The organism is Solirubrobacter ginsenosidimutans (assembly GCF_027587205.1).
Map to the genome: position 1 here is coordinate 93,136 of NZ_JAPDOD010000006.1, position 24,809 is coordinate 117,944.

Annotated in this window: 27 protein-coding genes; 15 read left to right on the forward strand and 12 right to left on the reverse strand. The window is 70.5% G+C overall.

The genetic code is table 11. The features are described from left to right. The gene (locus OM076_RS10050; RefSeq protein WP_270039554.1) at nucleotides 1-363 is read right to left on the reverse strand and encodes a YciI family protein; all 363 of its coding nucleotides are present in this window, start codon (nucleotides 361-363) and stop codon (nucleotides 1-3) included. A 27-nt stretch (nucleotides 364-390) separates the two neighbouring features. After that, nucleotides 391-1,623 (reverse strand): RNA polymerase sigma factor, encoded by a 1,233-nt coding sequence (locus OM076_RS10055; RefSeq protein ID WP_270039555.1) that lies wholly within the window; start codon nucleotides 1,621-1,623, stop codon nucleotides 391-393. Between the two features lie 108 nt (nucleotides 1,624-1,731). Here OM076_RS10055 and OM076_RS10060 point away from each other — a divergent pair, with 108 nt between their 5' ends. Then, the gene (locus OM076_RS10060; protein ID WP_270039556.1) at nucleotides 1,732-2,085 is read left to right on the forward strand and encodes a cupredoxin domain-containing protein; all 354 of its coding nucleotides are present in this window, start codon (nucleotides 1,732-1,734) and stop codon (nucleotides 2,083-2,085) included. Between the two features lie 5 nt (nucleotides 2,086-2,090). Beyond that, complete coding sequence (locus OM076_RS10065; RefSeq protein ID WP_270039558.1) at nucleotides 2,091-3,041, forward strand: metallophosphoesterase family protein; 951 nt, start codon at nucleotides 2,091-2,093, stop codon at nucleotides 3,039-3,041. A 49-nt stretch (nucleotides 3,042-3,090) separates the two neighbouring features. On the opposite strand, the gene OM076_RS10070 is transcribed toward OM076_RS10065, so the two are convergent. After that, nucleotides 3,091-4,896 carry a purple acid phosphatase family protein gene (locus OM076_RS10070; protein ID WP_270039559.1) on the reverse strand — a complete coding sequence of 602 codons (1,806 nt, stop codon included), beginning with the start codon at nucleotides 4,894-4,896 and terminating at the stop codon, nucleotides 3,091-3,093. Nucleotides 4,897-5,100: 204 nt separating this feature from the next. Then, a complete protein-coding gene (locus OM076_RS10075; RefSeq protein WP_270039560.1) occupies nucleotides 5,101-6,243 on the reverse strand; it encodes a BTAD domain-containing putative transcriptional regulator in 1,143 nt (380 codons plus the stop codon). Between the two features lie 339 nt (nucleotides 6,244-6,582). Here OM076_RS10075 and OM076_RS10080 point away from each other — a divergent pair, with 339 nt between their 5' ends. After that, nucleotides 6,583-7,893, forward strand: coding sequence for an FG-GAP repeat protein (locus OM076_RS10080; RefSeq protein WP_270039562.1), 1,311 nt, complete (start codon nucleotides 6,583-6,585; stop codon nucleotides 7,891-7,893). Between the two features lie 79 nt (nucleotides 7,894-7,972). Here the strand turns inward: OM076_RS10080 and OM076_RS10085 are convergent, their stop codons facing one another. Next, entirely contained in the window at nucleotides 7,973-8,806 is an 834-nt protein-coding gene (locus OM076_RS10085) for a short-chain dehydrogenase/reductase (RefSeq protein WP_270039563.1), read from the reverse strand. 30 nt (nucleotides 8,807-8,836) lie between these two features. On the opposite strand from OM076_RS10085, the gene OM076_RS10090 reads away from it, so the two are divergent. Both OM076_RS10090 and OM076_RS10095 read left to right on the forward strand, forming a co-directional pair. Beyond that, a complete protein-coding gene (locus OM076_RS10090) occupies nucleotides 8,837-9,580 on the forward strand; it encodes a DUF922 domain-containing protein (protein WP_270039565.1) in 744 nt (247 codons plus the stop codon). Nucleotides 9,581-9,616: 36 nt separating this feature from the next. Beyond that, entirely contained in the window at nucleotides 9,617-10,057 is a 441-nt protein-coding gene (locus OM076_RS10095) for a hypothetical protein (RefSeq protein WP_270039566.1), read from the forward strand. Between the two features lie 21 nt (nucleotides 10,058-10,078). On the opposite strand, the gene OM076_RS45970 is transcribed toward OM076_RS10095, so the two are convergent. Then, nucleotides 10,079-11,011, reverse strand: a complete 933-nt coding sequence (locus OM076_RS45970) for an MEDS domain-containing protein (RefSeq protein ID WP_270039568.1) — start codon at nucleotides 11,009-11,011, stop codon at nucleotides 10,079-10,081. 194 nt (nucleotides 11,012-11,205) lie between these two features. On the opposite strand from OM076_RS45970, the gene OM076_RS10105 reads away from it, so the two are divergent. The 3 genes from OM076_RS10105 to OM076_RS10115 all read left to right on the forward strand — a co-directional run bounded on the left by OM076_RS10105 (nucleotide 11,206) and on the right by OM076_RS10115 (nucleotide 13,307). Further along, a complete protein-coding gene (locus OM076_RS10105) occupies nucleotides 11,206-11,676 on the forward strand; it encodes a VOC family protein (RefSeq protein WP_270039569.1) in 471 nt (156 codons plus the stop codon). Nucleotides 11,677-11,854: 178 nt separating this feature from the next. Next, on the forward strand, nucleotides 11,855-12,454 hold the full coding sequence (gene dhaL, locus OM076_RS10110; protein ID WP_372518019.1) for a dihydroxyacetone kinase subunit DhaL: 600 nt from the start codon (nucleotides 11,855-11,857) through the stop codon (nucleotides 12,452-12,454). A gap of 43 nt (nucleotides 12,455-12,497) precedes the next feature. Further along, nucleotides 12,498-13,307, forward strand: a complete 810-nt coding sequence (locus OM076_RS10115) for an IclR family transcriptional regulator (RefSeq protein WP_270039572.1) — start codon at nucleotides 12,498-12,500, stop codon at nucleotides 13,305-13,307. Between the two features lie 9 nt (nucleotides 13,308-13,316). On the opposite strand, the gene OM076_RS10120 is transcribed toward OM076_RS10115, so the two are convergent. Both OM076_RS10120 and dhaM read right to left on the reverse strand, forming a co-directional pair. Further along, nucleotides 13,317-13,586: an HPr family phosphocarrier protein gene (locus tag OM076_RS10120; protein ID WP_270039574.1), complete on the reverse strand. Its 270-nt coding sequence runs from the start codon at nucleotides 13,584-13,586 to the stop codon at nucleotides 13,317-13,319. Further along, nucleotides 13,570-13,950 carry a dihydroxyacetone kinase phosphoryl donor subunit DhaM gene (gene dhaM, locus OM076_RS10125; protein ID WP_272597825.1) on the reverse strand — a complete coding sequence of 127 codons (381 nt, stop codon included), beginning with the start codon at nucleotides 13,948-13,950 and terminating at the stop codon, nucleotides 13,570-13,572. The genes OM076_RS10120 and dhaM overlap by 17 nt, the downstream gene beginning before the upstream one ends. Before the next feature lie 160 nt (nucleotides 13,951-14,110). On the opposite strand from dhaM, the gene OM076_RS10130 reads away from it, so the two are divergent. From OM076_RS10130 to OM076_RS10145, 4 genes are read left to right on the forward strand one after another with little or no spacing between them, the layout of a single operon-like run. Beyond that, nucleotides 14,111-14,896 (forward strand): MIP/aquaporin family protein, encoded by a 786-nt coding sequence (locus OM076_RS10130; RefSeq protein WP_270039578.1) that lies wholly within the window; start codon nucleotides 14,111-14,113, stop codon nucleotides 14,894-14,896. Nucleotides 14,897-14,937: 41 nt separating this feature from the next. Continuing rightward, the gene (gene dhaK / locus OM076_RS10135) at nucleotides 14,938-15,936 is read left to right on the forward strand and encodes a dihydroxyacetone kinase subunit DhaK (RefSeq protein ID WP_372518020.1); all 999 of its coding nucleotides are present in this window, start codon (nucleotides 14,938-14,940) and stop codon (nucleotides 15,934-15,936) included. Between the two features lie 51 nt (nucleotides 15,937-15,987). Beyond that, nucleotides 15,988-16,593, forward strand: a complete 606-nt coding sequence (gene dhaL, locus OM076_RS10140) for a dihydroxyacetone kinase subunit DhaL (protein ID WP_272597846.1) — start codon at nucleotides 15,988-15,990, stop codon at nucleotides 16,591-16,593. After that, nucleotides 16,586-18,211: a putative PEP-binding protein gene (locus OM076_RS10145; RefSeq protein WP_270039582.1), complete on the forward strand. Its 1,626-nt coding sequence runs from the start codon at nucleotides 16,586-16,588 to the stop codon at nucleotides 18,209-18,211. The genes dhaL (OM076_RS10140) and OM076_RS10145 overlap by 8 nt, the downstream gene beginning before the upstream one ends. 7 nt (nucleotides 18,212-18,218) lie before the next feature. Here OM076_RS10145 and OM076_RS10150 read toward each other — a convergent pair whose 3' ends face one another. From OM076_RS10150 to OM076_RS10160, 3 genes are read right to left on the reverse strand one after another with little or no spacing between them, the layout of a single operon-like run. Continuing rightward, on the reverse strand, nucleotides 18,219-19,205 hold the full coding sequence (locus OM076_RS10150) for a zinc-dependent alcohol dehydrogenase family protein (RefSeq protein ID WP_270039583.1): 987 nt from the start codon (nucleotides 19,203-19,205) through the stop codon (nucleotides 18,219-18,221). Then, complete coding sequence (locus OM076_RS10155) at nucleotides 19,202-20,050, reverse strand: alpha/beta fold hydrolase (RefSeq protein WP_270039584.1); 849 nt, start codon at nucleotides 20,048-20,050, stop codon at nucleotides 19,202-19,204. The genes OM076_RS10150 and OM076_RS10155 overlap by 4 nt, the downstream gene beginning before the upstream one ends. Beyond that, nucleotides 20,047-20,919, reverse strand: a complete 873-nt coding sequence (locus tag OM076_RS10160) for an alpha/beta fold hydrolase (protein ID WP_270039585.1) — start codon at nucleotides 20,917-20,919, stop codon at nucleotides 20,047-20,049. Before OM076_RS10160 ends, OM076_RS10155 begins: the two co-directional genes overlap by 4 nt. A gap of 14 nt (nucleotides 20,920-20,933) precedes the next feature. Here OM076_RS10160 and OM076_RS10165 point away from each other — a divergent pair, with 14 nt between their 5' ends. The 3 genes from OM076_RS10165 to OM076_RS10175 all read left to right on the forward strand — a co-directional run bounded on the left by OM076_RS10165 (nucleotide 20,934) and on the right by OM076_RS10175 (nucleotide 24,096). Then, nucleotides 20,934-21,500, forward strand: coding sequence for a TetR/AcrR family transcriptional regulator (locus tag OM076_RS10165; RefSeq protein WP_270039587.1), 567 nt, complete (start codon nucleotides 20,934-20,936; stop codon nucleotides 21,498-21,500). 179 nt (nucleotides 21,501-21,679) lie between these two features. Beyond that, entirely contained in the window at nucleotides 21,680-23,824 is a 2,145-nt protein-coding gene (locus OM076_RS10170) for a LamG-like jellyroll fold domain-containing protein (RefSeq protein WP_270039588.1), read from the forward strand. Between the two features lie 2 nt (nucleotides 23,825-23,826). Then, nucleotides 23,827-24,096: a hypothetical protein gene (locus OM076_RS10175; protein WP_270039589.1), complete on the forward strand. Its 270-nt coding sequence runs from the start codon at nucleotides 23,827-23,829 to the stop codon at nucleotides 24,094-24,096. A gap of 62 nt (nucleotides 24,097-24,158) precedes the next feature. On the opposite strand, the gene OM076_RS10180 is transcribed toward OM076_RS10175, so the two are convergent. Beyond that, entirely contained in the window at nucleotides 24,159-24,797 is a 639-nt protein-coding gene (locus OM076_RS10180) for a molybdopterin-dependent oxidoreductase (RefSeq protein WP_270039590.1), read from the reverse strand. Between the last annotated feature and the right edge of the window lie 12 nt (nucleotides 24,798-24,809).

Below are 24,809 nucleotides of genomic sequence, written 5' to 3' on the forward strand. Positions count from 1 at the left end.
TTAGGCCTCCTCGCCGCCGCCCTGCATCAGCGCACGGATCTCCATGCCCCAGTGCAGGGCGTCGGGCCAGCGCGCGGCGATCTCCTCGGCGCGTTCCGGCGTGGCGACGTCGACGATGCAGTAGCCGGCCAGTGCCTCCTTGGCCTCCAGGAACGGGCCGTCGGTGACGGTGACGACGCCGTCGCGGACGTGCGTCGAGCGCGCCTGCGAGGCGTCGGCCAGACCCTCGCCGCCGACCCACTCGCCAGTCGCCGACAGCTCCTCGACGATGTCGCCGGCGGTGTGCATCAACACTTCCTTTTCCGCCTGCGAAAAGCCGTTCCAAGCTTCGGTGTTCTGGTAGATCAGCAGGATGTAGCGCATCGAAATACTCCTCGTGGTTAGGGCTGGTCACCCTACGGTCGGAGCTGCCGGCGGGTTCTCTACATCGCCTCGCAATCTTTCTGCTCGGGCCTGCAGATACCGCTGTTCGGGGATGCTGGTGGTGCGGCGGGCGGCCTCTTCGTACCCAGCGAGCGCGGCCCGCGTGTCACCGGCCATCTCATGCAGGTGCGCGCGCACGGAGGCGAGCCGATGATGCTGCGCGAGCCGCCGGTCGTCATCCAGCGCGTCGAGGCTCGCCAGCCCCGCGCGCGGGCCCTCGACCATCGCGACCGCGACGGCGCGGTTGAGCGTCACGACCGGACTCGGCGACAGCGCCTGCAGGAGGTCGTAGAGCTTGAGGATCTGCGGCCAGTCGGTGTCGGCGGCCGTCGCGGCTTCGCCGTGGACGGCCGCGATCGCCGCCTGTAGCTGGTAGGGACCGAGCGGGGCGCGCGACAACGCCTGCTGGATCAACGCGCTTCCCTCCTGCAGCAGCGCGCGGTCCCACTTGCCGCGGTCCTGCTCGGCCAGCGGGACGAGCGCGCCGTCGGGACGATCACGCGCACCGCTGCGCGCCTGGGTCAGCAGCATCAGCGCCAGCAGCCCCGCGACCTCGCCGTCCTCGGGTAGAAGCGCGCGCGTCATCCGCGTCAGGCGGATCGCCTCGTGCGCGAGCTCGCGCCGCTGGAGGCGCTCGCCCGATGTCGCGGTGTAGCCCTCGTTGAAGATCAGGTAGAGCACGTGCAGCACGACGCCGACCCGCGCCGCGCGCTCTTCGCCGGGCGGAAGCTCGAAGCGGGCACCGGCGATCGTCGCCTTGGCACGGCTGATGCGCTGCGCCATCGTCGCCTCCGGCACGAGGAACGCGCTGGCGATCTGCGCGGTCGTCAGACCACCGACGGCGCGCAGCGTGAGCGCCAGCTGCGACGGCGGCGACAGCGCCGGATGGCAGCAGAGGAACAGCAACGTCAGCGTGTCGTCCTCGTCGGGAACGCTGACGCTCGGCACCTCCTGGGCGAACGCCACCTCCTCGCGACGAGTCCGCGCCGCCTCGGCCCGCAGGGCGTCGATCAGCCGGCGGGTGGCGACGGCGATCAACCAGCCGCGCGGATTGTCCGGCACGCCCTCCTCCGGCCACTGCTGCGTGGCCGCGATGAGCGCCTCCTGGGTGGCGTCCTCAGCGAGGTCGAAGCGGCCGTGGCGCCGGGTGACGGCGGCGAGCACCTGAGGTGCGAGCTCCTGCAGGTCCCGTTCGTTCACCGCACCTGCATCTTCCCGGTAGAGGTCTGACGGCGGACAAACACTCTGCCGCAATCTCTACTACAGTCTGTAGTACGAGGTTCTGTAGTAGGCCCCGACAGGAGAGTGATGAAGCCCCGCATCCCCAAGCTTGCCTCGACCGCGACGTGTGCCGCCGCCCTGCTCGGCCCGGCGGCGTTCGCGCACGCGGCAGCCGAAGCCCCGAACGCAGCCCCGACGACGCACGTGAGCATCAAGCAGTTCGCGTTTCACGCCAAGCGCGTCGTCGTCAAGAAGGGGAGCCGCGTCGTGTGGAAGAACAGCGACAGCGACCCACACACGATCAAGAGCGCGAAGGGTCACTTCTCCTCCGAGGCGCTCGACACCGGCGACACGTACAGCGTCGTGATGCGCCACGCGGGGACCTTCTCCTACATCTGCACGATCCACCCGTACATGCACGGCGAGATCGTCGTCCGGTGATGGCCATGGAACACGACAGCGAAGACGACGGGATCGACCGCCGCGGGTTCCTCGGCTGCATGGCCTGGGCGGGCACGGCGGTGGTGCTCAGCGCCTGCGGCGGCCAGGTCACCTCGCGAAACGCCTCGAGCGCCGTCGCGAACCCGCGCGCCGACTTCACGTTCGCCCAGATCAGCGACAGCCACATCGGCTTCAATCACGCGCCCAACCAGGACGTGGCCGGCACGTTCGAGCAGGCCGTGGCGCGCTTGAACGCCCTCCCGCAACGGCCCGCCTTCGTCGTGCACACCGGCGACCACGTCCACCTCTCCGCCCCGGAGGAATTCGACACCGTCAAGCAGATCGTGAGCACGATCAAGACCGATCGGGTCTTTCACGTTCCGGGCGAGCACGACGTCTTCGTCGACCAGGGCAAGCGCTACCGGCAGTTCTTCGGCAAGGGCTCGCACGGCTCCGGCTACTACAGCTTCGACTACAAGGGCGTGCACTTCCTCGCCCTCGCCAACGTCCAAGCCTCCGAATCCGAGACCGGTGCCGGCGGCATGAATGGCCTCGGCCGCCTCGGAGCCGAGCAGATCGCGTTCGTCAAACGCGACCTCGCACACCACTCCTCCGACACACCGCTCGTCATCTTCGGCCACGTCCCGCTGCTCGCCGTGTACCCGAAATGGGGCTGGGCGACGGAGGACAGCGCCCAGGTCCTCAAACTGCTCACACGGTTCTCCTCGGTGACAGTGCTCAACGGCCACATCCACCAGGTGCTCGCCAAACACGAAGGCCGGATCACGATGCACACCGCCAACTCGACGGCCTTCCCGCAACACCGCCCAGGCGAAGTGGCGCCGGGCGCGTTCGACCTCCCGGCAGGCGAGTTGCCGAGCCGCCTCGGGATTCGCACGGTGCGCTTCGTCCGCGGCCGCTCGCGACTCGCGCTCACCGACCAGACGCTCGCGTGACCTTCGGGCGGGCGAGCGCCTCGCGGCGCTCACCCGCCCGAGGTTCAACTCACGGGTTCGTGGTCGACAGCGTGAACGTCAGCGTCTTCGCGTAGGAGCCCGTGCGGAGCGCCTCGTTCGCGCCGATCGACTGCTTGAAGTCGATCGCGACGTTGTCGTTGGACACCGGAGCCGCGTACGTCTTGACCGTCGACGGCAGCGGCGTGCCCGCGACCTGCAGCGGGGAGGTGAGGGCGAACGTGCCGTTCACCAGGCGGCCCGGAGCGGTCGTGCTCGGGTCCGTGGCGGTGAGCGCTGCGTCGCCGGCGGTCGAGACGACCGTGGCGGTGGTCGACGCCGTGTAGTCCTTCGCGATGCCCGGCGTGAACGCGCCGAACGCGGCCTGCGCGCCGAGCGTCAGTGCGAGAGTGGCCGGGACGGTGCCGCCGACCGGAGCGTCGGCCGGGGTCTCGGCCGCGTGGATGACGACCCTGTCGACGATGGAGCCGACCGGCTGCGCCGCGGCGCCGCCATTGTTCGGGCCGCACCACGAGACGTTGCCGACTTCGACGGCGGCGTTCGGAGCCGCGCACGTGCCGGAGCGGATGTTCTCGACGACGAGGGCGTCGTCGCGCGCCTGGACCTTGACGTAGGTCCGGACGTGCTCCTGGTTCTCGACCGAGTTCGCGTAGTGGCGCTTGCCCGTCGGGTCCAGCGGGTCCGGGCCGAACTCGCCGGCGCGCGGGGTGCTCAGGTCGTAGTACTTCGAGCCGGACGCGGAGTTGCCCGTGACGTAGATGACGCCGCCGGGACCCTGCGTCACCTGGTTGGCACCAGGCTGCTCGCTCGCGTTGCCCTTCTGGCCATTCTTGAGCGCGTAGGAGCGCGAGTAGCTGTGATCGTGGCCCTGCAGGACCAGGTCGACGCCCAGGTCAGAGAAGGCGGTCGGGAAGTCCTTACGACGCTGCACGTTGTCGCTGTCGTTGGCGTGCGACGCCGGCGAGTAGATCGCGTGGTGATACACGAGGACCGTGTACTTCGCCTCGGCGCCGTGCGCGTTGACGACGCTGGTGATGTAGTTGACGTGCGCGACGTCCTTGGCAACGCTGTACGCGTTGCTGTTCAGGTGGATGAACAGGACGTTCTTGTACGTGTACCAGTAGTCGCCGCCGGACCGGGTGCTCGCGTCGCCGTTGTAGAAGTCCGCGGAGCGGTCCGTGTTGGGCGTCCAGAAGTGCTGGTCGTAGGCCCTGCCGCCGACGTCATGGTTGCCGATCGTGGCCGCCCACGGGTACGAGCGCAGCTTGTCGGAGCCCAGGAACGCGTTCCACTGCGCCTCGGTGTTGGCGGTCTCGACCTGGTCGCCGCCCGACACGAGCAGCTCCGCGTTCGGGTTCGCCTCGGTCGCGACCTTCAGCGTGTCCTCCCAGCCGGCGCCGTCCTTCGGCACGTTGCCGGACGAGCCGATCTGCGGATCGCCGAAGAACAGGAAGTCGACATTGCCGCTGAACTTCTGCGTCTTGAACGTGTACGTCGCCGACCAGCCGCCCTCGGCGCCGACCCGGTACGAGTACGCCGTGTTCTCCTGCAGGCCGTCGAGGACGGCGTGCGCGTTGAACCCACCGTTGACGGTGTTGGCGGCGACGGTCGCCGCGAAGGTCGGGGCGTTCGCGGGGAACGCGCCGTCCACCAGCTGCGAGGTCGGCGCGAGCTGCACCGACTGCGTCGTGTTGGCCGACGTGTACCACGACACGACCCGCTGCGACGGCTTGGCGCCGACGCCGAGCACGATCGCGCTGTTGGTCGCCGGGGCCTGGGCACCGGCGATGGTGATCGAACCGATGCCGAACGCTGCCGTGACGACCAGAGCCGCCAAGCCAGCGACCCCCGCCGAACGGCGTGTGGCGTTGCGGGACTTCAATGTCCCATTGGAGAGCTTCACCGACGTTCCTTCCCTCTTTCGTCGATACGAGTGCGAGATAGACCGCGGTCAGCTTCCAAGACCCGCTAGGCCGGATTGTGAAGAACTCGGTGAACCTGTCGTGTGCTGACAATGAGGTAGGTGTGAGCACCTCGGAGTTCAGAGGCGCGGTGTCGCGAGGTCGGCCAGCGTGAAATCGAGGTCCTGCCCGAAGTGCCGCCGCATCCGGGCTCGCAGCGTCGCGTACCGGCGCTTGGCCTCCGAGTGGCGCCCGCGACGGATGGCGAGCGACAGCAACAGGCGTTGCACATCCACGTCGAACGGTTCCATCTCGGCCAGGCGCATCAGGTAGGCGGCGGCGTTGTCGAGCTGGCCATCGGCCAGATGGAGCCGGGCCAGCGTGCGCAGCGCTTCGGCAGCAAGGCCGCGGAGCCGCTCGCGTTCGGCGAGGACCCAGTCCGCGTAGGGCTCGTCGGCGAGAAGCTCGCCCCGGTAGAGGTCCGCGGCTCGCGTAAGGGATGCCGACGCACCAGCTTCGCCTCGAGCAGCGGCGGACCGACCCGCGGCGACCAGCGACTCAAAGCGGTCGGCGTCGATCTCGATTCGCGTCGTGTCGAGTCGGTATCCGCCGCTCTCGGCGACGATGAACGAGGAAGGTCGGCGCCGCTGCCGCTCGGGCTCGAGCGAGTTTCGGACGACGTGCACGAAGTAGCGCACGTTGCGCAACGCGGCAGTCGCTCCAGCGGGCCAGAACACCTCGGCCAGTTCGTCGATCGGCACGGGGCGAGCGCGGTGGACGAGCAGGTACTTGAAAAGCTGCCCTGCGCGCTGCTGCAGCCATTGGCCGGCGATCGACGTCTCCGCGCTCGCGAGCCTGGTCCTTCCCAGGACGCCGACGGTGAGCCGAGGCGTGGTGATCCAGTGCGGTTCCGTGCGGCGGCGGCGGTCGCCACGCTCGCCGGGCCGGGCAGTAACGAGCAGGCCCGCGTCCTGAAGTTGCGTGACGGTGATCCAGAGCGCACTGGGATCGCCGTCGCGTGCAAGGTCGACGCGGAACTCGGGAATCGGGTCCTGCGCATCGGCGACGAGGTCGAGGAGGCACCGCCTGGCCAGCACGCTGGAGGGACGCCGGCAACCGAGCAGATCGCAGCAGCGCAGCGGCAGCTCGCCGTCGGGCCGGCGCAGTGGCCCCAGCAGCCGCTCCGCCTCCGGGTTGTTGCCGATCAGTCGCCCATCGTGATCGAAGGCGAGCACTCCGAACGGGACGGACGCGAGCACCTCTTGAGAGCTCAGCCCAGGCATATCCACCCGCCCCACGCCGCTGGTTCTGGAGATCCAATGTCGCCGAGGACGGCGCGCGGCGAAACTGGCCACGCGACCAGTGCGGCCCCGTCCTCGGCCGTGTCACTCGACGGATCCAACTCCCTACCAACACGCCCGCCAACCGAGGGTCAACCGACCCCACGTAGCGTCAAAACGGCCGAGTCCAGACCGCTCACACACCAAGAGACAAGCGTCCAAAGCGCTGATCGGCGGCGGTCTGCTCGCGCCGTCCGTCCAAGACGGGCGGCACTTGAACAAATCCAGCGGGAAGGAGTAGGAATGGCGCGTCTCGGACGTTGTGCAAGTGCTATTGCGGCGATGGTGGTGCTGCTGGGGGTCGTGTTCGCCGGGACCGCGAGTGCCGTGCGGCCCGGCAGTCCTGGAGCGAGCGGTCGGGCGAGTCTCTCGCAGTTGCCCACGGGGCTTGCCTCGGCGGTCAGAAGCGCCGTTGTCACTTCGCCACAGCAAAAGCTCCGGGTTCCGAACACCGCCCTGTTCGGGTTCTCCGTGTCGCTGAGCTCAGACGGCGGCGTGGCGCTGATCGGCGCGCCCAACACCGACCCGCCCAACGGCGCAGCGTATGTCTTTGCACGCATCGGCGGCATCTGGATCCTGCAGCAGAAGCTCCAAGTCATCCATCCCATCCCGTTCAGCGCCCGGTTCGGCTCGTCGGTGTCGCTGAGCTCAGACGGGCGCACCGCACTGATCGGCGCGCAGGGCACCAACCCAGCGAGCGGCGGACAGGACACCGCGTACGTGTTCGCCCGCAACTTCGCGGGCCTATTCATGCTGCAGCAAGAGCTTCCGAACCCGGCGGGTGCCTCCTCCGGCAACGCGTTCGGGTTCTCCGCGTCGCTCGGCTCGGATGGGCGCACGGCGGTTATCGGCGCGCCCAACACCGGCGGCGGCAATTCTCCCACCGGCGCGGCGTATGTGTTCGCTCGAGGCTTGTTCGGCGGCTGGACCCTGCAGCAAACCCTCCGGCCTAGCGACAACGCTTTCGACGCGTTCGGCTCCTCGGTGTCGCTGAGCTCGGACAGCCGTTCGGCGTTGATCGGCGCCCCCTCCAGGGACGGCGGCGCGGCGTATGTGTTCGCCCGCGGCCTCGCCGGCGGCTTCAGCCAACAACAGAAGCTCCAAGCCAGCGATCGCGCCTCCGTCGACGCGTTCGGTGGTTCGGTGTCGCTGAGCGGCGACGGGCGTACGGCATTGATCGGCGCCTCGCAGAAGGCGATCGGCCCGAACGACTTCCAGGGCGCAGCGTACGTGTTCACTCGCGGCGTCGCCGGCGGCTTCACGCAACTCCAAAGGCTGCAAGCCGCAGACGGCGCTGCCTTCGATGCGTTCGGGACATCCGTCTCGCTGGACAGCAGCGGCACCCGGGCGCTGATCGGCGCGCCCGGCGTCGACGGCGAGACAGGCGCGGCCTACCTGTTTGCTCGCGGCACCGTGGGCGGCTTCACCCAGCGCCAAGAGCTCCAAGCCGCGGATCGCGCGACCCGCGACTTCTTCGGCTGGTCCGTGACGCTGAGCTCTGACCACCGCGTGGCCCTGATCGGCGCGATCCAGATTCCGGACACCCCCGCCCCGCGGACCGGCGCGGCGTACGTGTTCCCCGGCCTCACCTAATTGCAGAAGCTCGTGTGTGTGCCGTCCGCCCGGGGGCGGCGCACACACGATCTAGCGCGCTGGCGTTTCGAGAGCGTCGTCACACACGGTCGGCGGCGCGGCGCTCGACCTCGCGCAGCAGCGCCTGGACCTTCGGATCGCGGCGCAGCCGCTCGTCGACGAGCGGGTTCAGGATTCCGCGCAGCACCGACAGGGGCGCCCACCGGCGTGGACGCACGATCCGCGCGGCGCGACGCTCGATCCCGGCCGCGATCGCGGCGCCCGCCACCTCCGGCGAGAGCCGCTTGTGCAATGGCTTCGGATACGTCGCGAGCATCCGGTCGGCGAGCGGGTCGGCGTCGATGGTCTGGTGCACCATGTCGGTGTCGATGAAGCCGAAGTAGGCGACGCCCGCGCTCGCGCCATGCTGCGCGAGCTCGACGCGTAGCGCCCGGCCGAGCTGCTCGACACCCGCCTTGGCGACGGCATACGGCGTCGCTCCGACGCCGTTGGCAAAGGCATACACCGACGCCACCAGGACGACGTGGCCGCCGCGCTGTGCGATGTGCGGCAGGCCGGCGTGGACGGTGCGCCAGACGCCCAGCAGGTTGACCTCGACCACCCGCTCGAAGACGTCCGGGTCCATGGCCAGCGCGGTCGTCACGTACGGGGCGATGCCCGCGTTGGCCACGATCACGTCCAGCCCGCCGAAGCGCGCGACCGTCGCCTCCACGGCGTTGCCGATCGCCTCGCGGTCGGTCACATCGGCAGCGAGCCCTATTGTGCGCGCGGCGTCGAACGCGTCGGGCGCATCGAGGTCGATCAGCGCAACCGAGGCGCCGCGCGCGTAGAGCTCGCGCGCGGTCGCGGCGCCGATCCCGCGCGCCGCGCCGGTCACCAAAGCGACCTGGCCATTCAGCGAGTAGCGGCCCATGAGGGGACTCTATTCCGGTTGAATACGTCGATGTCGTTGGCACATGGTGAGACCGCCGTTCGTGAGGCCGCTCCCGAGGTGGTTCGCCCGAAGGGCGTCGCGCTGGCGATCGAGTCCGCTCCGACCCTGCTGCTCGGGCTGCAGCGGACCGTCGGCAACGCGGCCGTGTGCCGGTTCCTCGCTCGCCAGCCAACTCCGGCGCAGACGCCCACGGCCACACCGGTCGCGAAGGTCGGGACCGTCGGCGGCAAGCGGCCGGCGATCACGGAGACGTCGAAGACGTTCGACGACTGCAACGCCGCGGTCGCATGGATCAACTCCGGCGTTTACACCGGCGAGGCGCAGCCCGTTTACAAGCCGACCGCCGGGAAGATCCGGCACAAGAAGCTGCCCGACGGGACCCAACAGGGCGAGGTCGACATCAGCTGGGCCTACGACCCCTCCTCGACGGCCGAGGTGATCGTCCCGACCTGGGCGGACATGACCGCCGACGAGAAGGCGGCGGTCGCCAAGTACAAGTCCGCGCTCAAGGCGCACGAGGTCATGCACTTCGACGTCACCGACAAGGTCGTCAAGGCGCTACCGAAGACGGTCAAGGCGACCGGCAGCGACCCGCTGGACGCGACGACGAACCTCCAGAACGAGGTCAACACGTACCAGTCGGACGCGCAGACCGCGATCGACACCGCGACGACGGACTACGACACGCTCACCGGGCATGGCGCGACACAATCCGCGGTCGGCGGTGTCGATGTGCACCTCGCATGCCCGTAGGTTGACGGGGACACCGGCAAGGAGTAAGACCGAACGATGGCGCACGCCTCCGGCGCCCGCAGCGTGTTGATCGTCGCGAACCGCACGGCCGCGACTCCCGGGCTGCTCGAGGCGGTCCGCCGGCGCACCGCGGAGGGGCCGTGCCGTTTCGCGCTGCTCGTGCCACGCGCGTATTGGGACGGGGACACCGAGGAGTCGGGCGTCACGCTCGAGCTCGCCATCCCGCTCATCGAGGAGGCTGCAGGCGGCCGCGTCGACGGGCTGATCGGCGACGAGGATCCGGTTCGCGCCGTAGAGACCGCGCTTTCCCAGCGACACTACGACGAGATCATCGTGTCGACCCTGCCGGCGCGCGTGTCGCGGTGGCTGCACATGGATCTGCCGGCGCGCCTGCACCGCATCGGCCTGCCGATCACGGTCGTGACCGCGAAGGAGGCCGACCGGCCGCTTGCGCCGAGCGGGAAGCCGCGAGTGTGACCTCGCGCCCGCGCCCGACGATCAGGGCGCGGAAAGCTCGGCCCAGACCACTTTGCCGTCGGGCGTGAAGACCACGCCCCAACGAGTGGCGACCGCGGCGATCAGCTGCATCCCGCGCCCGGACAACCGCGTCACCGACGCCTCGCGCATCGCGGGTGCGACCGGGCTCCGATCCCCCACCAGGATCCGAACGCTCGAGCCCTCCTCGCGGACGGAGACGGAAAACGACGAGCTGGCGTGGACGACCGCGTTGGCGGCGAGCTCGGTGACCACGAGGCGGGCGTCGTCCAGGAGCTCGCCGTCGTGGCCGAGGTGCCTGAGCGCATCGACGAGCAGATCACGCGCTCGTCCCGGAGCAGCGCGGTCGGCGGAGAACTCCCAGCTCGTCTCGACCCGCGGGGCCGTCACGACGGCCGAATGCAGATGGCAGACTCGCTTGAGCGCGTCAGCGTGCTCGTGGCCGACAACCGACGTGCGGCGGTACGCGCAGTACAGCGAGAAGGGGACCCGCGTCCCAAGCTCGTTCCAGAGCGTCTCGAGGTCGATGGCGGCGATGACATTGCCCGCGTCCCAGAGCAGCGCCACCATCTCGCCGTACGCCCGCACCGGACGCCGAGTGGCGGCGGCCGAGTGGACGACGCTTCCGACGACCTCGAAGAAGGCGTCGCGGTCAACTGCGCCTTCGTGCATGAACCGCGCCAGCATCGTCGCCGCGTCGAGCCACACGAGCGTGCCCACGTCGCGTTCCGCCGCGACATCGACACCCGCGCTGCGCAGATGCGCCTCAAACGCCGCACGATGCGCCTCAGTGGCGATGACGATCCCGACCGCCCCGGCGAAGACGCCTTGGCTCAGGTAGCCGCCGGCACCTTCGACCAGCTCCGCGTCGCGCACGTAGAACTGGACGACATGCTGACCGTCGTCGACCGCGCGGGGATCGATCACTGTTGACACTCGCGGCCCAGCGTAGCCCTGCCACGCGGCGGGCCGTTCGACTTACCTCCGTGTTGGGCCTAATACTGACCGCGAAGCCCGCTCACGCCGCGATCAGGCGCGATTGAAGCGCTCGGGCTCCTCGCAAGGACGCGCTCGGTCAGTTCCCGCGGGCGTAAGATCTGGGTGCCTCGTTTACACCCTGGGGAGGAACGATGACGAAGCCGATCCCCGAGGGCTACCACACCCTCACCACGTACCTCGCCGTCGACGACGCGGAGGGCGCGATCGACTACTACACGCGGGCGTTCGGCGCGAAGGAGCTCGGGCGCATGCCTGCGCCGGGTGGGAAGATCGGGCACGCCGAGCTGCAGATCGGCGACTCGCATCTCATGCTGGCGGACACGTTCCCGGGCCAGTCGACGCGACCGCCGAAGGAACTGGGCGGCACGAGCGCGAGTCTGTTCCTCTACGTCGAGGACGTCGACGCGGTGGTTCAACAGGCGATCGACGCGGGTGCGACGGTCACGATGGAGGTCGCCGATCAGTTCTGGGGCGATCGCTTCGGCACGGTCACCGACCCGTTCGGGCATGTGTGGTCGGTCGCGACGCACATCGAGGACGTGCCGGAGGAGGAGATGGCCGAGCGGGCCAAGAAGGCGATGGCGGGCATGGCCTCGAGCTGAGGATCGCTTCCGTCGCCGTACATCCGCGACGGCTCTCGAGCACGAGCGGTCGGGATCAGTCGCTCGAACACCCCCGCGACTCCTACTCGTCGCCTGTGGGATGCTTCGGTGCACACCGCCGTGATCCGCCTGAGTAGGTGTGTGCGTCGCCTTGGGCTCCATTTCCGTCATCGCCTGGATGGACGAGGTCTCCGCGGTGATCGCGGCGGAGGCCGATCACCTCACGCAGCTCGACGCGGCGATCGGCGACGGGGACCACGGCGTGAACCTCACGCGCGGCTTCCTCGCTGTCCGGGAGGCGGTCGCGAGCAGCGGCGATCTGCCGCCGGGCCGCCAGCTGATCCTCGCGGGAAAGACGCTGGTTTCGACCGTCGGCGGCGCGAGCGGGCCCCTCTGGGGCACGGCGCTGCGGCGCGCGGGACGTGCGCTTGGTGACGCGCCGGAGCTGGACGGCGCCCGGCTCGCCGACGCGCTCGACGCGGCGCTCGCGGGTGTCGTGGAGCTCGGGGCGGCGGAGTCCGGCGACAAGACGATGGTCGACGCTCTGCGGCCGGCCGTGGCGGCGCTGCGCGCCGCGGTGGAGCGGGGCGCGTCGCTGGCCGAGGCGCTCGAGGCCGCCGGGAACGCCGCCGCGGAGGGGGCCCAGGCGACGGTGCCGATGCAGGCACGCAAGGGCCGGGCGTCGTATCTCGGGGAGCGCTCGATCGGCCACGAGGATCCGGGCGCGGCCTCGACCGCGCTGATCGTGGCCGCGTTGGGTCGCGCGCTGAGCGCGTGATCACGACTGCTGGGCGGCTTACACTCTCGAAGTGGATTCGATAATGCCGAACAGCGAAGAGCCGACGACGGGGCGCCGGCGAGGCACGATCCAGTCGGTGGACCGGGCGGCGCGCATCCTGAAGGCGCTCGCGGGCGGCCCGCGGCGTCTCGGCGTGTCGCAGCTCGCCGACCAGCTCGCGCTCTCGCGTCCAACCGTCCACGCACTGCTGCAGACGCTGTTGGCGCACGGCTTCGTGGAGCAGGATCGCGACTCCGACAAGTACCAGCTCGGGCCTGGGTTGCTGCACCTCGGCTCCTCCTATCTCGACCTGAACGAGCTGCGGGCGCGCTCGCTCGTGCAGGCCGAGCGGCTCGCGCAGCAGACCGGTGAGGCGGTGCGGGTGGGCGTCCTGCACGGGCCGTCCGTGGTCGTCGTCCACCACGTCTTCCGGCCCGACGCCGCCTTCCAGGTGCTCGAGGTCGGCGCGCAGTTGCCCGCGCACGCCAGCGCGCTCGGCAAGGCGATCCTCGCCTACCAGCCGGACGCCCTTGTGGCCGAGCTCACCGCGGAGGCGCTCCCGCGGCTCACGAGCCGTACGCTGACGGCCACGGCCGTCACCGCGGAGCTGGCCGGCGTCCGTGAAAACGGCTTCGCGCGCGAGCGCGACGAGGCCGTGCTGGGCGAGTCGAGCCTCGCGGCGCCGATCGTCGACCACGGGGGCCACGCCGTCGGCGCGATCGGGGTCGTGGGCGAGACGCGGCGGATCTTCCCGCGCGGGCCGGCGAAGGGACTGCCGGAGGCGGTCACCGACGCGGCGCGCAGCATCTCGCGCGAGCTCGGCGCGCCGCGCTGGCCGACCGCCGCGCCCTAAAACCTCCAGCTACTCGACCAGCCCGGCGACGCAGGCCGACAGGGCCGCGACCGCGCGGTCGGCGTCCGGGCCCTCGGCGCTCAGCCTGAGCGCGGTGCCGCGTCGCGCGCCGAGCGCGAGCACGGCCAAGATGGACTTCGCGTCCGCGCGGCGATCGGCGGCGAACACCTGGACGTTCGCGTTGAAGCCGATCGCGGTGCGCACGAACCGCGCGGCGGGCCGGGCGTGCAGATCGACGTCGGCCGGGAGCCAGACGACGGACTCAGAGCTTTCGGGCATCGCGCGCCTCCTCGGCGGCCTTGACGACTTCATCGAGCGGCAGGCCCATCGAGGCGACGACGGCCGCCGCCACGGCGCCCTCGACCACCGGCGCGTCGGCCAGCCGCACGCCGCCGTTGCCGCTCTCGAGGATGTGCCGGATCGTCAGGACGGCGCTTCCCAGGTCGGCCAGGATCGCCACGCCATCACCGTCGTCGGCCCGGTGGATCGCCTCGCGTACGCGGCCCTCGTCGGTGCCAAGCGTGCCGTGCGAGTCGCCGCCAACGCCCTCCAGACGCACTTCGCCACCGGCCATCTGGCCGGCCAGCTCCACGACGCCCCGCGCGATCTCCGCGCTATGGGACACGACGACGACACCCACCATCCGCTTCCTCCTAAGGCTTGGCTAGGTCTGAATGCTATTCGACAATGCCGAATCGGTCAATGGCACGTGCGGCTTGACATGAGCACCTCGAGGGGTTTACGGTTCGCTAATCGGATTCGGCATTACCGAATCGAAGTCCGCAGGAGCGAGGAGGAGGACGATGCAGGAGCATTCCCTGGGTCAGCGCGCGGTCGCCGAAACGATCGGTACGGCGCTGCTCGTGCTGGTGGGTCCCGGCTCGGTGGTCGCGACCCTGGTCCTCGCAGGCGACAGCAAGCCCGCCATCACGGGAGCCGACCTGCTCGGCATCTCGGTCGCCTTCGGCCTGATCATCGCGGCGCTCGTGTACACGATCGGCAAGGTCTCGGGCTGTCACATCAATCCGGCGGTGACGTGCGCGCTCGCCCTCACCAAGCGGTTCCCCTGGCGCGAGGTGCCGGTCTACGTCGCCGCCCAGGTCGCCGGCGCCGTCATCGGCGCCTTCGCCATCTGGGCGGTGTTCGCACACAACGCGATCGACCTCGGGATGGGGATGACCTCGTTCAACGAGGACTCCAGCACCTGGGCCCAGGCCATCTTCAGCGAGGGCATCGGAACGTTCATGCTGATGTTCGCGATCCTCGGGATCGTCGATTCGCGCTCGCCCAGCGACCTCGCCGGCCTGGTCATCGGCGGCGTCGTGATCGCGATCATCATGATCGTCGGCCCGATCACCGGCGCCTCGCTGAACCCGGCGCGCGCCTTCGGGCCTGAGCTGGTCTCGGCGATCGGCGGCGGCGCGACGCACTGGGGCCAGCTGATCCCGGTGTATGTGCTGCCCGGCCTCGTCGGCGCCGGCCTCGCCGCCGCGGTCTACGACCTGCTGGCCAAGCCGCGCCGCGTCAAGCGGCCGATCCACGAAGCGGTCACCACCCCCGACACTGTCCCGGCCGCCGCGGCGCGCTGACAGAGAGGATCATCATGGCCACCGAAGTCTCCGCCGCCTCGATGCGAAAGCTGCTCAACGATCCCGCCGACGTCGTCAAGGAATCCCTCGCCGGGCTCGCGGCCGCGCACGCGCGGGTCCTCCGCTACGACGCCGAGGCGCAGATCCTTACCCGCACCGACGCTCCCGTCTCCGGCAAGGTCGCGCTGATCTCGGGCGGCGGCTCGGGGCACGAGCCGCTGCACGGCGGGTTCGTCGGGAAGGGCATGCTCGACGCCGCGTGCCCCGGCGAGGTCTTCACCTCCCCTGTGCCCGACCAGATGCTCGCCGCGACCAAGGCGGTCGACGGCGGCGCCGGCGTGATCCACATCGTCAAGAACTACACCGGCGACGTGATGAACTTCAAGCTCGCGGCCGAGGACGCCGCCGACGAGGGCATTCACGTCGAGTCGGTGCTCGTCGACGACGACGTCGCGGTCCAGGACTCCCTGTACACGGCGGGCCGGCGGGGCGTCGGCGCGACCGTGCTCTTGGAGAAGATCGCGGGGGCGAGCGCCGAACGCGGCGACGACCTCTCGACGGTGGCGGCCATCGCGCGGCGGGTGAACGAGCGCGCGCGGTCCTTCGGGATCGCCCTGTCCTCCTGCACGCCGCCGGCGGCCGGGAGGCCGATCTTCGACCTCCCCGTCGGCGAAGTCGAGCTCGGGATCGGCATCCACGGCGAGCCGGGCCGCCGGCGCGGGCCGCTCGGCACCGCGCGCGAACTGGCCCGCGAGATGGTGGAGCCGGTGCTCTCCGACCTCAAGCCCGGCGGCTCGCGCGTGCTGGCGTTCGTCAACGGCATGGGCGGCACCCCGGAGCTGGAGCTCTACCTCCTGTACCACGAGGTCGACAAGCTGCTGCGCGCCGCCGGCCTCGAGCCCACCCGCAACCTCGTCGGCAGCTACATCACCTCGCTCGAGATGGCCGGAGCGTCGGTCACCGTGCTCGAGCTCGACGACGAGCTCGAGTCCCTCTGGGACGCGCCCGTCGACACCCCTGCCCTGCGCTGGGGGGTGTGACGCGCCGTGCTCACCGAAGCGCCGCTGCGGTCGGCCACCATCGCCGCGTGGATGGCGGAGGCCGGCGCGGCCGTGCGTGCGCACCGCGACCAGCTCACGCAGCTCGACGCCGCGATCGGCGACGGGGACCACGGCACCAACTTGGTCCGCGGCTTCGACGCCGTGGAGCAGGCGCTGGCCGGCCGGGGGGAGGACGCCCCCGGCCGGGTCCTGATCACCTGTGGCAAGACCCTGGTGGCGACGGTCGGCGGCGCGAGCGGCCCGCTGTGGGGATCGGCGTTCCGTCGTGCGGGCCGGTCGCTCGACGACACGGCGGAGATCGACGGCGCCCAGCTCGCCGCGGCGCTCGATGCGGCGCTGGCGGCGATCCAGGAGCTGGGCGCCGCCGAGGTCGGGGACAAGACGATCGTCGACGCCTTGGCGCCCGCCGTTGTCGCGCTGCGGACCGCGCTCGGCGCGGGCGAGCCGCTCGTCCTCGCCCTGGAGGCCGCCGCCGCGGCCGCCGAGGAGGGCGCCCGCGCGACGGTGCCGCTACAGGCGCGCAAGGGCCGCGCCTCGTATCTCGGCGAGCGGTCGATCGGTCACCAGGACCCGGGAGCGACCTCCACGGCGCTGATCATGCGAGCGCTCGTGCGCGCCGTCTCGCGAGATGGCTGACGTGCTCCAGGGTCTGCCTGCCTCCCCCGGCCTGGCCGCCGGCCGCGCGGTCATTCTGGACGCGCCGACCAGCGCCGCGGCGGACGTGCCGCTCGAGGAGCGGCCCGCTACGGCGCTGCTCGCCACCCGCGCGCTGTGGGCGGCCGCCGACGAACTCGAGGCGCTGGCGCGCACGCTGTCCGACGCTGACGCCGAGATCCTGGAGGCCGGGGCGCTGATGGCGCGCGACCCCGAGCTGCAGGCGGCAGTCGAGCGCGCCGTGCTCGAGCACGGCCGACCGGCCGTCGCGGCGGTCCTCGAGGCCACGGACGCGACGGCCGCGGTGCTGGCCGCGCTGCCCGACGCGGTGCTCGCCGCCCGCGCCGACGACGTGCGCTCCGTCGGACGCCGGGCGGCGCGCCTTGTGCACGGCGCATCCGCGGCGAGCGGCGTGGAGGGCGGCATCGCGATCGCGCAGGATCTCGGGCCCGCCGACGTGGCCGAGCTCCAAGGCTGGGCGCAGGGCATCGCGCTCGCCGCCGGCGCCCCCACGGCGCACGCCGCGATCGTCGCCCGATCGCTCGGGCTGCCGATGGTCACCTGCGCCGGGCCGGAGCTGCTCACGATCCGGCCGGAGGTCGACCTCGTGCTCGACGGCGAAGCGGGCCAGGTGCTGGTCGCGCCGCAGCGGGAGCGCCAGGCCGCTGCGCGGCAAGCGACCGCGGCCCGGGCCGCCGCGCGCCGGGCCGCGATCGAGGCTCGTTCAGAGCCCGCCGTCACGACCGACGGGCACCACGTGACCGTCCTCGCCAACGTGGCCAGCGCCGCCGAGGTGGGCGCCGCGCTGGACGCCGGCGCCGAGGGCGTCGGGCTGGTGCGCACCGAGTTGCTCTGCCTGGATGCGGGGCGGTGGCCGGCCGAGGCCGAGCACCGTCGCGCGCTCCGCCCGCTGCTCTCCCCCCTGGCCGGCCGCGTGGCCACGGTCCGGGTGCTCGACTTCGGCGGCGACAAGCTGCCCCCGTTCCTCGCCGGCGATGACGACGGCAGCCGCGGCATCGCGCTGCTGCTGCGCCATCCGGCGGCGCTCGAGGACCAGCTCGCCGCCATCCTCGCCGAAGGGGCGGGATGCCGGCTGCGGATCCTCCTGCCGATGGTCGATGACGTCTCGCAACTGCTGGCCGCCGGCGAGCTGCTCGCGCGCGCCCGCAAGCGCACGGGTATCGAGACCGGCTCGCTCGGCGCGATGATCGAGACCCCGGCCGCTGTAGCGGGTGCGGCGGCCATCGCTGCGCACTCGGCCTTCCTCAGCATCGGCACGAACGACCTGACGGCATCGACGCTCGGCATCGACCGCTTCGCCGCCGGCACCGCGCCCGCGGATCACCCGCGGGTGCTCGCAGCGATCGCCCGCACCGTCGCTGCCGCACACGACGCCGCGCTCACCGTCGAGGTGTGCGGCGAAGCCGCGGGCGACCCGGCGATGCTCCCGCTGCTGCTCGGCCTCGGGGTGGACGAGCTCAGCACCGGTGCGGCCCGGGTCGGGCCAGCGCGCGCGCAGATCCGCTCGCTCTCGCTGGACGATTGCCGCAGGGCGGCACTCGCGGCGCTCGAGGGCGCGGCCACGCCGCAGCGCGGGTAAGCGGCGCTCATTGGAAGGTGAACAGCACCTTTCCGTGGCGATCGTTCCGGTCGGCGTGACCGAACGCTTCGCGGTAATCCGCAAGCGCGTAGGTCGCTTCAACCTGAGTGGCGAGGGTGCCGTTGTCCACCAGGTCGGCGAGCTCGCGGTAGGTACGGACGATCGTTGCCTGCGGCGTGCTGGCTAGCCAACGGTTCAGCCAATAGCCGTGAACACTCAGCCCCCTGAAGATGAGATCGACGATCGGGATGTTCAGAGGCTGTCGGTTTCGCGCGGTATAGCTGACGATTGGGCCGCCGGCCTTCAGGAGGGATGCGAGCTTCGCCACGGGCTCGCCGGCGACCGCGTCGATGATCAGCTCGAGCGGCGCGTCGCCGATCGCTTCGGCGGCCCGATCGGCGAGATCGCCGCCCTCGACCAGCACGACATCGGCGCCCGCGTCCAGCAGAGGGGTGACGGAGTCTGCGCGTCGCACCACGTTGAGCGTCCGCAGGCCTGCGTGCTTGGCCAGTGCGACGACATAGCCGGCTGTCGCCGAGCTCGCACCGGTCTGCGCGACCGACGCGCCGGGAGCGAGCTTCGTGTAGCCGTGCAAGAGGCAGTGCGCCGTGATCGGGTTGATGCCGAGCATCGCCAGCTGCATCGGGTCGCCGTCGGCGTTGACCGGGACACCGTTGCGTTCGTCGAGGACCGTCGTTTGGCGCCAGGTGGTTTGCTCGAGCGTCGGGACGACCAGCACTCTCTCTCCTACACGCGATGGGTCGACGCCGTCGCCGACTGCTATGACGCGGCCGACTCCTTCCGCGCCGATCGCGGCAGGCAGCTCCGGGCGCACCCCATAGACGCCCTTGATCAGCATCAGATCTGATGGGTTGATCGGTGCCGCTTCGATCGCGACGGTGAGCTGGCCGGGGCCGGGATCGTCCGGCTCGATCTCGGCGAGCTCGACGACGTCAGCGGGCGAGCCGAAGCTCGAAAGCTGAAGGGCCTTCATCGGGACCGCTCCTTGCGGGAGATCTCGCTCTGTGCGGCTTCGAGGATCACCTTCGTGACTGCAGCAGGCTGCGAGATCATCGAGAGATGCCCTGCCTTGACCTTGGTGATGCGGGCGTGCGCACGGTTGGCCATGAACAGCTGAATCGACGACGGAATCGCGTTGTCGATCGTGCCAACCAGATCCCAGCTCGGAATCGTCTTCCACGCCGGCGGTCCTGACGGCGCCGTCAAAGCACTGAACACCGCAGGTCCCTGCGTCGCCTCGAGAGCTGCGCCCTCCTTCGCGGGCAGGTCGTTGGCGAAGCCCTGCGGGAAGACGCTCGGCTTCACGTACAGCAGCGCATTGCCCGGAGCCGCTCCGGGGAACGGCACGAAGTTGAATACGGTGTTCGGTGGTCCGGCTCCGAGCACCGAACCGGGCTGGCTGGAGTCGAGACCGAGCGCGGACTCGCCCTGATCCGGAATGAAGGCGTTGATGTAGACGAGCGCCTTCACGTTCGGGTTTCCGGCGGCCGCGTTGGAGATCACCATGCCGCCGTAGGAGTGGCCGACAAGGACGATCGGGCCGGGAATCGTCTGCAAGAGGTCCGCAATCGTCTCCGCGTCGCCGTTGAGACTTTGCAGCGGGTTAGGCGGTGCGACGACGGAGTAGCCGTCGTTCTGCAGACGCTTGATCACTCGTGACCAGCTGGCGTTGTTCGCCCATGCGCCGTTCACGAGCACGACCGTCGGCTTGGCGTGCGTCGTCCTCGCCACCGCGGCGGTGGAGCGGGCGGCGAGAGTGACAGCCGCGAGCGCGGTGATGGCGCACACCGCTGCGACGATGGCTGCAAGGTGTTTCATCGCGTCACCGCCGGCGCACCGACTGCATTGGCGGCCTTCTCGATCAGGTCCGCGACCTCGTTTGGGTGCGAGATCATGGGGACGTGGCTCGAGGGGATTTCGACGGTGGTCGCGCCCATGCGCGCTGCGAACTGCCGTTCGGCGTCGGGCGCCAGCGTCTCGTCGTTCTGGGCGACCAGGTACCAGGAAGGCAATGACTTCCAGGCCGGGGCGCCCATGACGTCGCCGAGAACAGACGTGCTGAGCGGCTGCTGTACGGCGTAGAGCACTCTCGTCTTGGTCGGGTCGACGTCGGCGGCGAAGTGATTGACGAAGTCGTCCTCTGGGATCCAGTTGAAGCCGCGCGCGTCGGTGATTAGGTGGGCGAGCGCCGGCGCCGCAGGCCCCTGGGACAGAAGCGCACCCAGCGATTCGCCCTCGTCGAGGCCGAAGGCGGCGACATAGACGAGTCCGACGACGTTCGGAGCCTCGGCGCCGAGGGCGGTCATGATCTGGCCGCCGTAGGAGTGTCCGACGACGAGTGTCGGACCGTCCTGGAACTCGAGCACCTGGCGCAGCCGCGCGACGTCGTCGGCCAGCGAACTCATCGGGAACTGGGGGGCTCTGACCTGGAAGCCGTCGGCTTGCAGGCGCTCGATGACGCCGCTCCAGCAGGACCCATCGACTCCTGCGCCGTGAACCAGAACGATGTTCGGTTCCTTCGGTGGCATAGCCCGCTCCCTTCGTGAGGCCCAATGCTTTCGATGACGATCGTCATCGGAACACACCGTACCAAAAGCGATGACGATCGTCATCGAACTTCGGTATTCTGTGCGGAATGCAGGAGAAAAGCGAAGGTTCAGTTCCGAGGCGAGATCGGCGGCGGTCATCGGCGCGGGCGCGCATGGTGCAAAGCGCCGCGACGCTGATGCGCGAGCGCGGCATCCACGGCGTCGGGCTTCGCGAGGTAGTTGCGCACTCAGGTGGCCCTCGCGGCTCGCTCGGCCGCTACTTCCCCGGCGGCAAGACGCAACTCATGAGCGAAGCGATCGATGTCGCTCTCGCCGGCCTTTATGACGAACTCGAACGGACGCTTGCCGAGGCCCAGACCTTCCCTGAAGCCGTCGGCCTGATCCTCGCACCCTGGCGGCGCGTTCTCGTCGACCACGAGTTCGCGCTGGGCTGTCCCCTCGCCGCCACGGTCGTCGACGCCGCCGAAAACGACGGGCTCCGCGTTCAGGTCAGCGACCTGCTCGCCCGCTGGCAACGCGCAGTCGCCGACGTCTACATCAAGTTCGGAGCGTCGCCGGCCGTCGCGGACGAACACGCGACAGTTCTACTGAGCGCAGTCGAGGGCGCCCTCATCCTCGCCCGCGCCCACCGCAGCGCCGCCCCACTCGACACAGTCGAACGCTATTTCGCGGCCGCAGCTCCAAGCGCGACCGCCGGTGTGCCCACGCCGGCGCCCTAGCCGGTCACTCCGTACCGAGCGCGTGCCGCTGAACGTGATGGTCTGCGGGCACGCACACGCCGAGCCGCGCGCTCGACCTCGCGCAGCAGCGGCTGAACAGGGCTCGAGGCCACAGTTCTGACTCCGGCACGAAGAACGTATTTGCGGCTGATGTTGGTCGCCTCTACAGTCGCGTGACGGTGAGCGGAGGAGGGACGTGGAGGGCCTGGCTGTTGGCCGCGCTGATGATGCTCGGCTTGGCGGGCCCGGCAGAGGCCGCCGGCGGCTACCCGCAGTCAGTGACGGACACCGCAGGTCTCCTCGGCTACTGGCGTCTCGGGGAGCGATCGGGGACGACGGCGGCCGACGTCACCGGGCGCGCGCCGGGCAGCCTGCTCGGCGGCGTCTCACTCGGGGCGCACGGCGGACTGAGCCTCGACGCCGACACGGCTGCGCGCTTCGACGGCGTCGACGACGAGCTGCAAACCGGCGACAGCAGCTTGGCGCTGGCCGACGCGGGTTCGCTCGAAAGCTGGTTCTTCTGGGAGTCCGGGGTGGCGCTGATGCGCGACAACACGACCGGAAGCGGCTGGATCCTGGCCTACGACAGCGGCAGGCAAGTCGCGTACCGCGTTCGCGGATCCTCGTTCACGACTGGGCTTGCGGTCTCGCAGCTGCGCGACGGCTGGCATCACGTCGCGCTCACGGTGCAGGGCCAAGCGACGGCCTTCTACGTCGACGGCGAGCCGGTGCACGCGGGCACGACCTCCGGGAGCGCGCCAGTCGCGCTGCCGTGGCACGTGATGCGCAACGGCGCCGTCACGGGCCAGTTCACGCGCGGACGAGCTGACGAGATCGCGGTCTATGACCGAGCGCTGAACGCCGAGACCGTGCGCGCGCACTTCCTCGCCGGCCGCGACGTCGCCGACGTCACACCCCCCGCCGTGCCCTCCGGCGTCACGGCGACCGCGCGTTTCGGGAGCGTCGAAGTCGACTGGAGCGGCAACGGCGAGAGTGACCTGGACGGCTACGACGTGTTCCGGGGTACCAGCCCGACCGGACCGTTCGCGCGCGTCAACGCCTCACGCCTGGAGGCCTCGACCTACACCGACACCAGCGTCGCCGCGGGAACGACCTACATCTACGTCGTGACCGCGAGCGACGTCGCCAACAACCGCAGCGCCAACTCGGCCACCGTCACCGCCACGCCGCCCTCGACGACCGACCTGCTGCGCCAGTATGCGCCCGAGCTGCGCTATGAGACCCAGGAGAGCTACTTCGCCGACTCCGCGGCGGAGATGACCGACAACTACGTCTCCGGGTCGCAGACGAACTACCTCGTCGACGGCAGCGGAACGCGGATCGCCGCCGCGAACCCGGCAAACGCGCTGGCGGACCTGTCGCTCGGGTTCCTCGGCAACCCGCTCTACGCCGACGGGCGGGCGGCGACCGACAGCGACTACCTCGACGCGGCGAACACGACCTACCAGCAGGACGCGCAACGGATGCGCGCGGCCGGCTACGGCGACCGGATCTACGGGCGGGTGGTGAGTTCCGCCGGCCGCACGTGGCTCCAGTACTGGATCTTCTACTACTACAACCCGCAGAACGTGATCGGGTTCGGCGTGCACGAGGGCGACTGGGAGTTCGCACAGGTCGCACTCGATTCCGACGGCGCGCCGACGGTGGCCACCTACGCCCAGCACGACAGCAGCGAGCGCTGTGTGTGGAGCCAGGTGCGACGGACCTCCGCGGGTGCGCCCGTCGTCTACGTCGCGCTCGCCTCGCATGCGTCGTACTTCGCGCCGGGCGTGGCCTCGCGCGGCTGGCTCCCCGACGACTACCACCGCGGCGACGGCTACCGCGTGCGCCCCCAGCTCGAGGTCATCACGCCGTCGACGCCGTTCATGGCGTGGCGGGGACGCTGGGGCGCCTCGTCGTCGAGCCCGATCGCGCCACGCCGGCAGGGCAAGTGGGGCGACCCGGCGGGCTTCGAGTCCAATGCGGCCGCCTGCACAGCGCCGAGCAGCGCGGCGACCGCGACACGTCGGCGACCGCGATCGTCCGTGCCTGCGCCGCAGATCCGCGTGCGCCGGCTCGGCGGCGAGGTCGTCGTCGACTACCGCTTCCCTGCCACGCGGCGGCGGCCCGTCACCCTGCTGGTCAGCGTCGCGCCGGCCGGCGCGCCGGACGTCGCGACAGCCCGGCGCACAACGATTCGCTCCCGCACGGGCACGGTTCGGCTCGCGGTGGCTTCTGGAGCGGACGGTCCCGTCGTGGTGCAGGCGAGCGCGTTCTCGCAACGAGGTACGCGCAGCGCCGTCAAGCGCGTTCCCGTCTCCTGAGCGTGCGGCGCCTGCTCGCGGCCGCGCTGTTCGCCGCGGCCGCGTTCGCGACATGGCTGGCCTGGATCGCGTATGAGGTGCTGTGCGAGGAAGGGTGCGCCGGCCGGCCGTGGCCGCTCGTGGCGCAGCTGATCGTCGCCTGCTGCGGGCTGCCGCTCGTCGCGTTCGCCGCAGTCGCAATCGCCCGTGGGGGCGTTCGGCATGCGCGCCGGCTGATCGTCGCCGCGGCGATCGTCTACCTCGCGTGGGCGCTGCTGTTGATCGCCGCGTAGTCAGTCGATGACGTCGATCCACCCGAGCGTCCGCGAGGTGCCACTGGGGTTGGTAGGTCGGCTCAGGGACCGATGACCCGGCCTACCAGCCGGATGACCCGAGCGGGAAGCACGGCGTTGCGTTCCTCCTCCCAGACCCGTGCGCGCGTGAAGCGCCGGTAGCCCAGCAGCCGCAGCCCGAGGTCGGCGGGGCCCGATGCGCCGCCGTGGCTCTGAGCAGGCTCCGCGGTCAGCACCTCGATGCGGCACAGGTGCTTGACGTTCACAAAGCCGTAGTGCGCTGGAGCGACCAGCCGCACGGGTGCGCCGTGCTTTGCACCGAGCGGGGTACCGTCGAGCCGGTCCGCGAGCAACACGTCGTCCGCGAGCGCGTCCTCGAGGAGCATCACCGACCAGTGTCCGTCGAGACCGACGAGGCGAACGTGGGTCGCCGCCGCGGACGGCCGCAGGACCTCGCGCAGCGGGACGCCCTCCCAACGCAGCCCGCGCGCCGACCACCCGGCGACGCAGTGGAAGTCGGCGAGCAGCGTCCGCCGCGGGAGTGAGGCAAAGTCGGCGGCGGCGATCGTCGTCGGCGCATCGACGGCTCCGGCGAACTCGATGACGGGTGCGGACGGCACGGCGGGCGGCGGGCCCTGGTTGGTGCCGAAGCGCGGGAAACGGTCGAGCGCGCGTTGGCCAGGAGGGAGCGAATCATCCATACGCATCCGTAT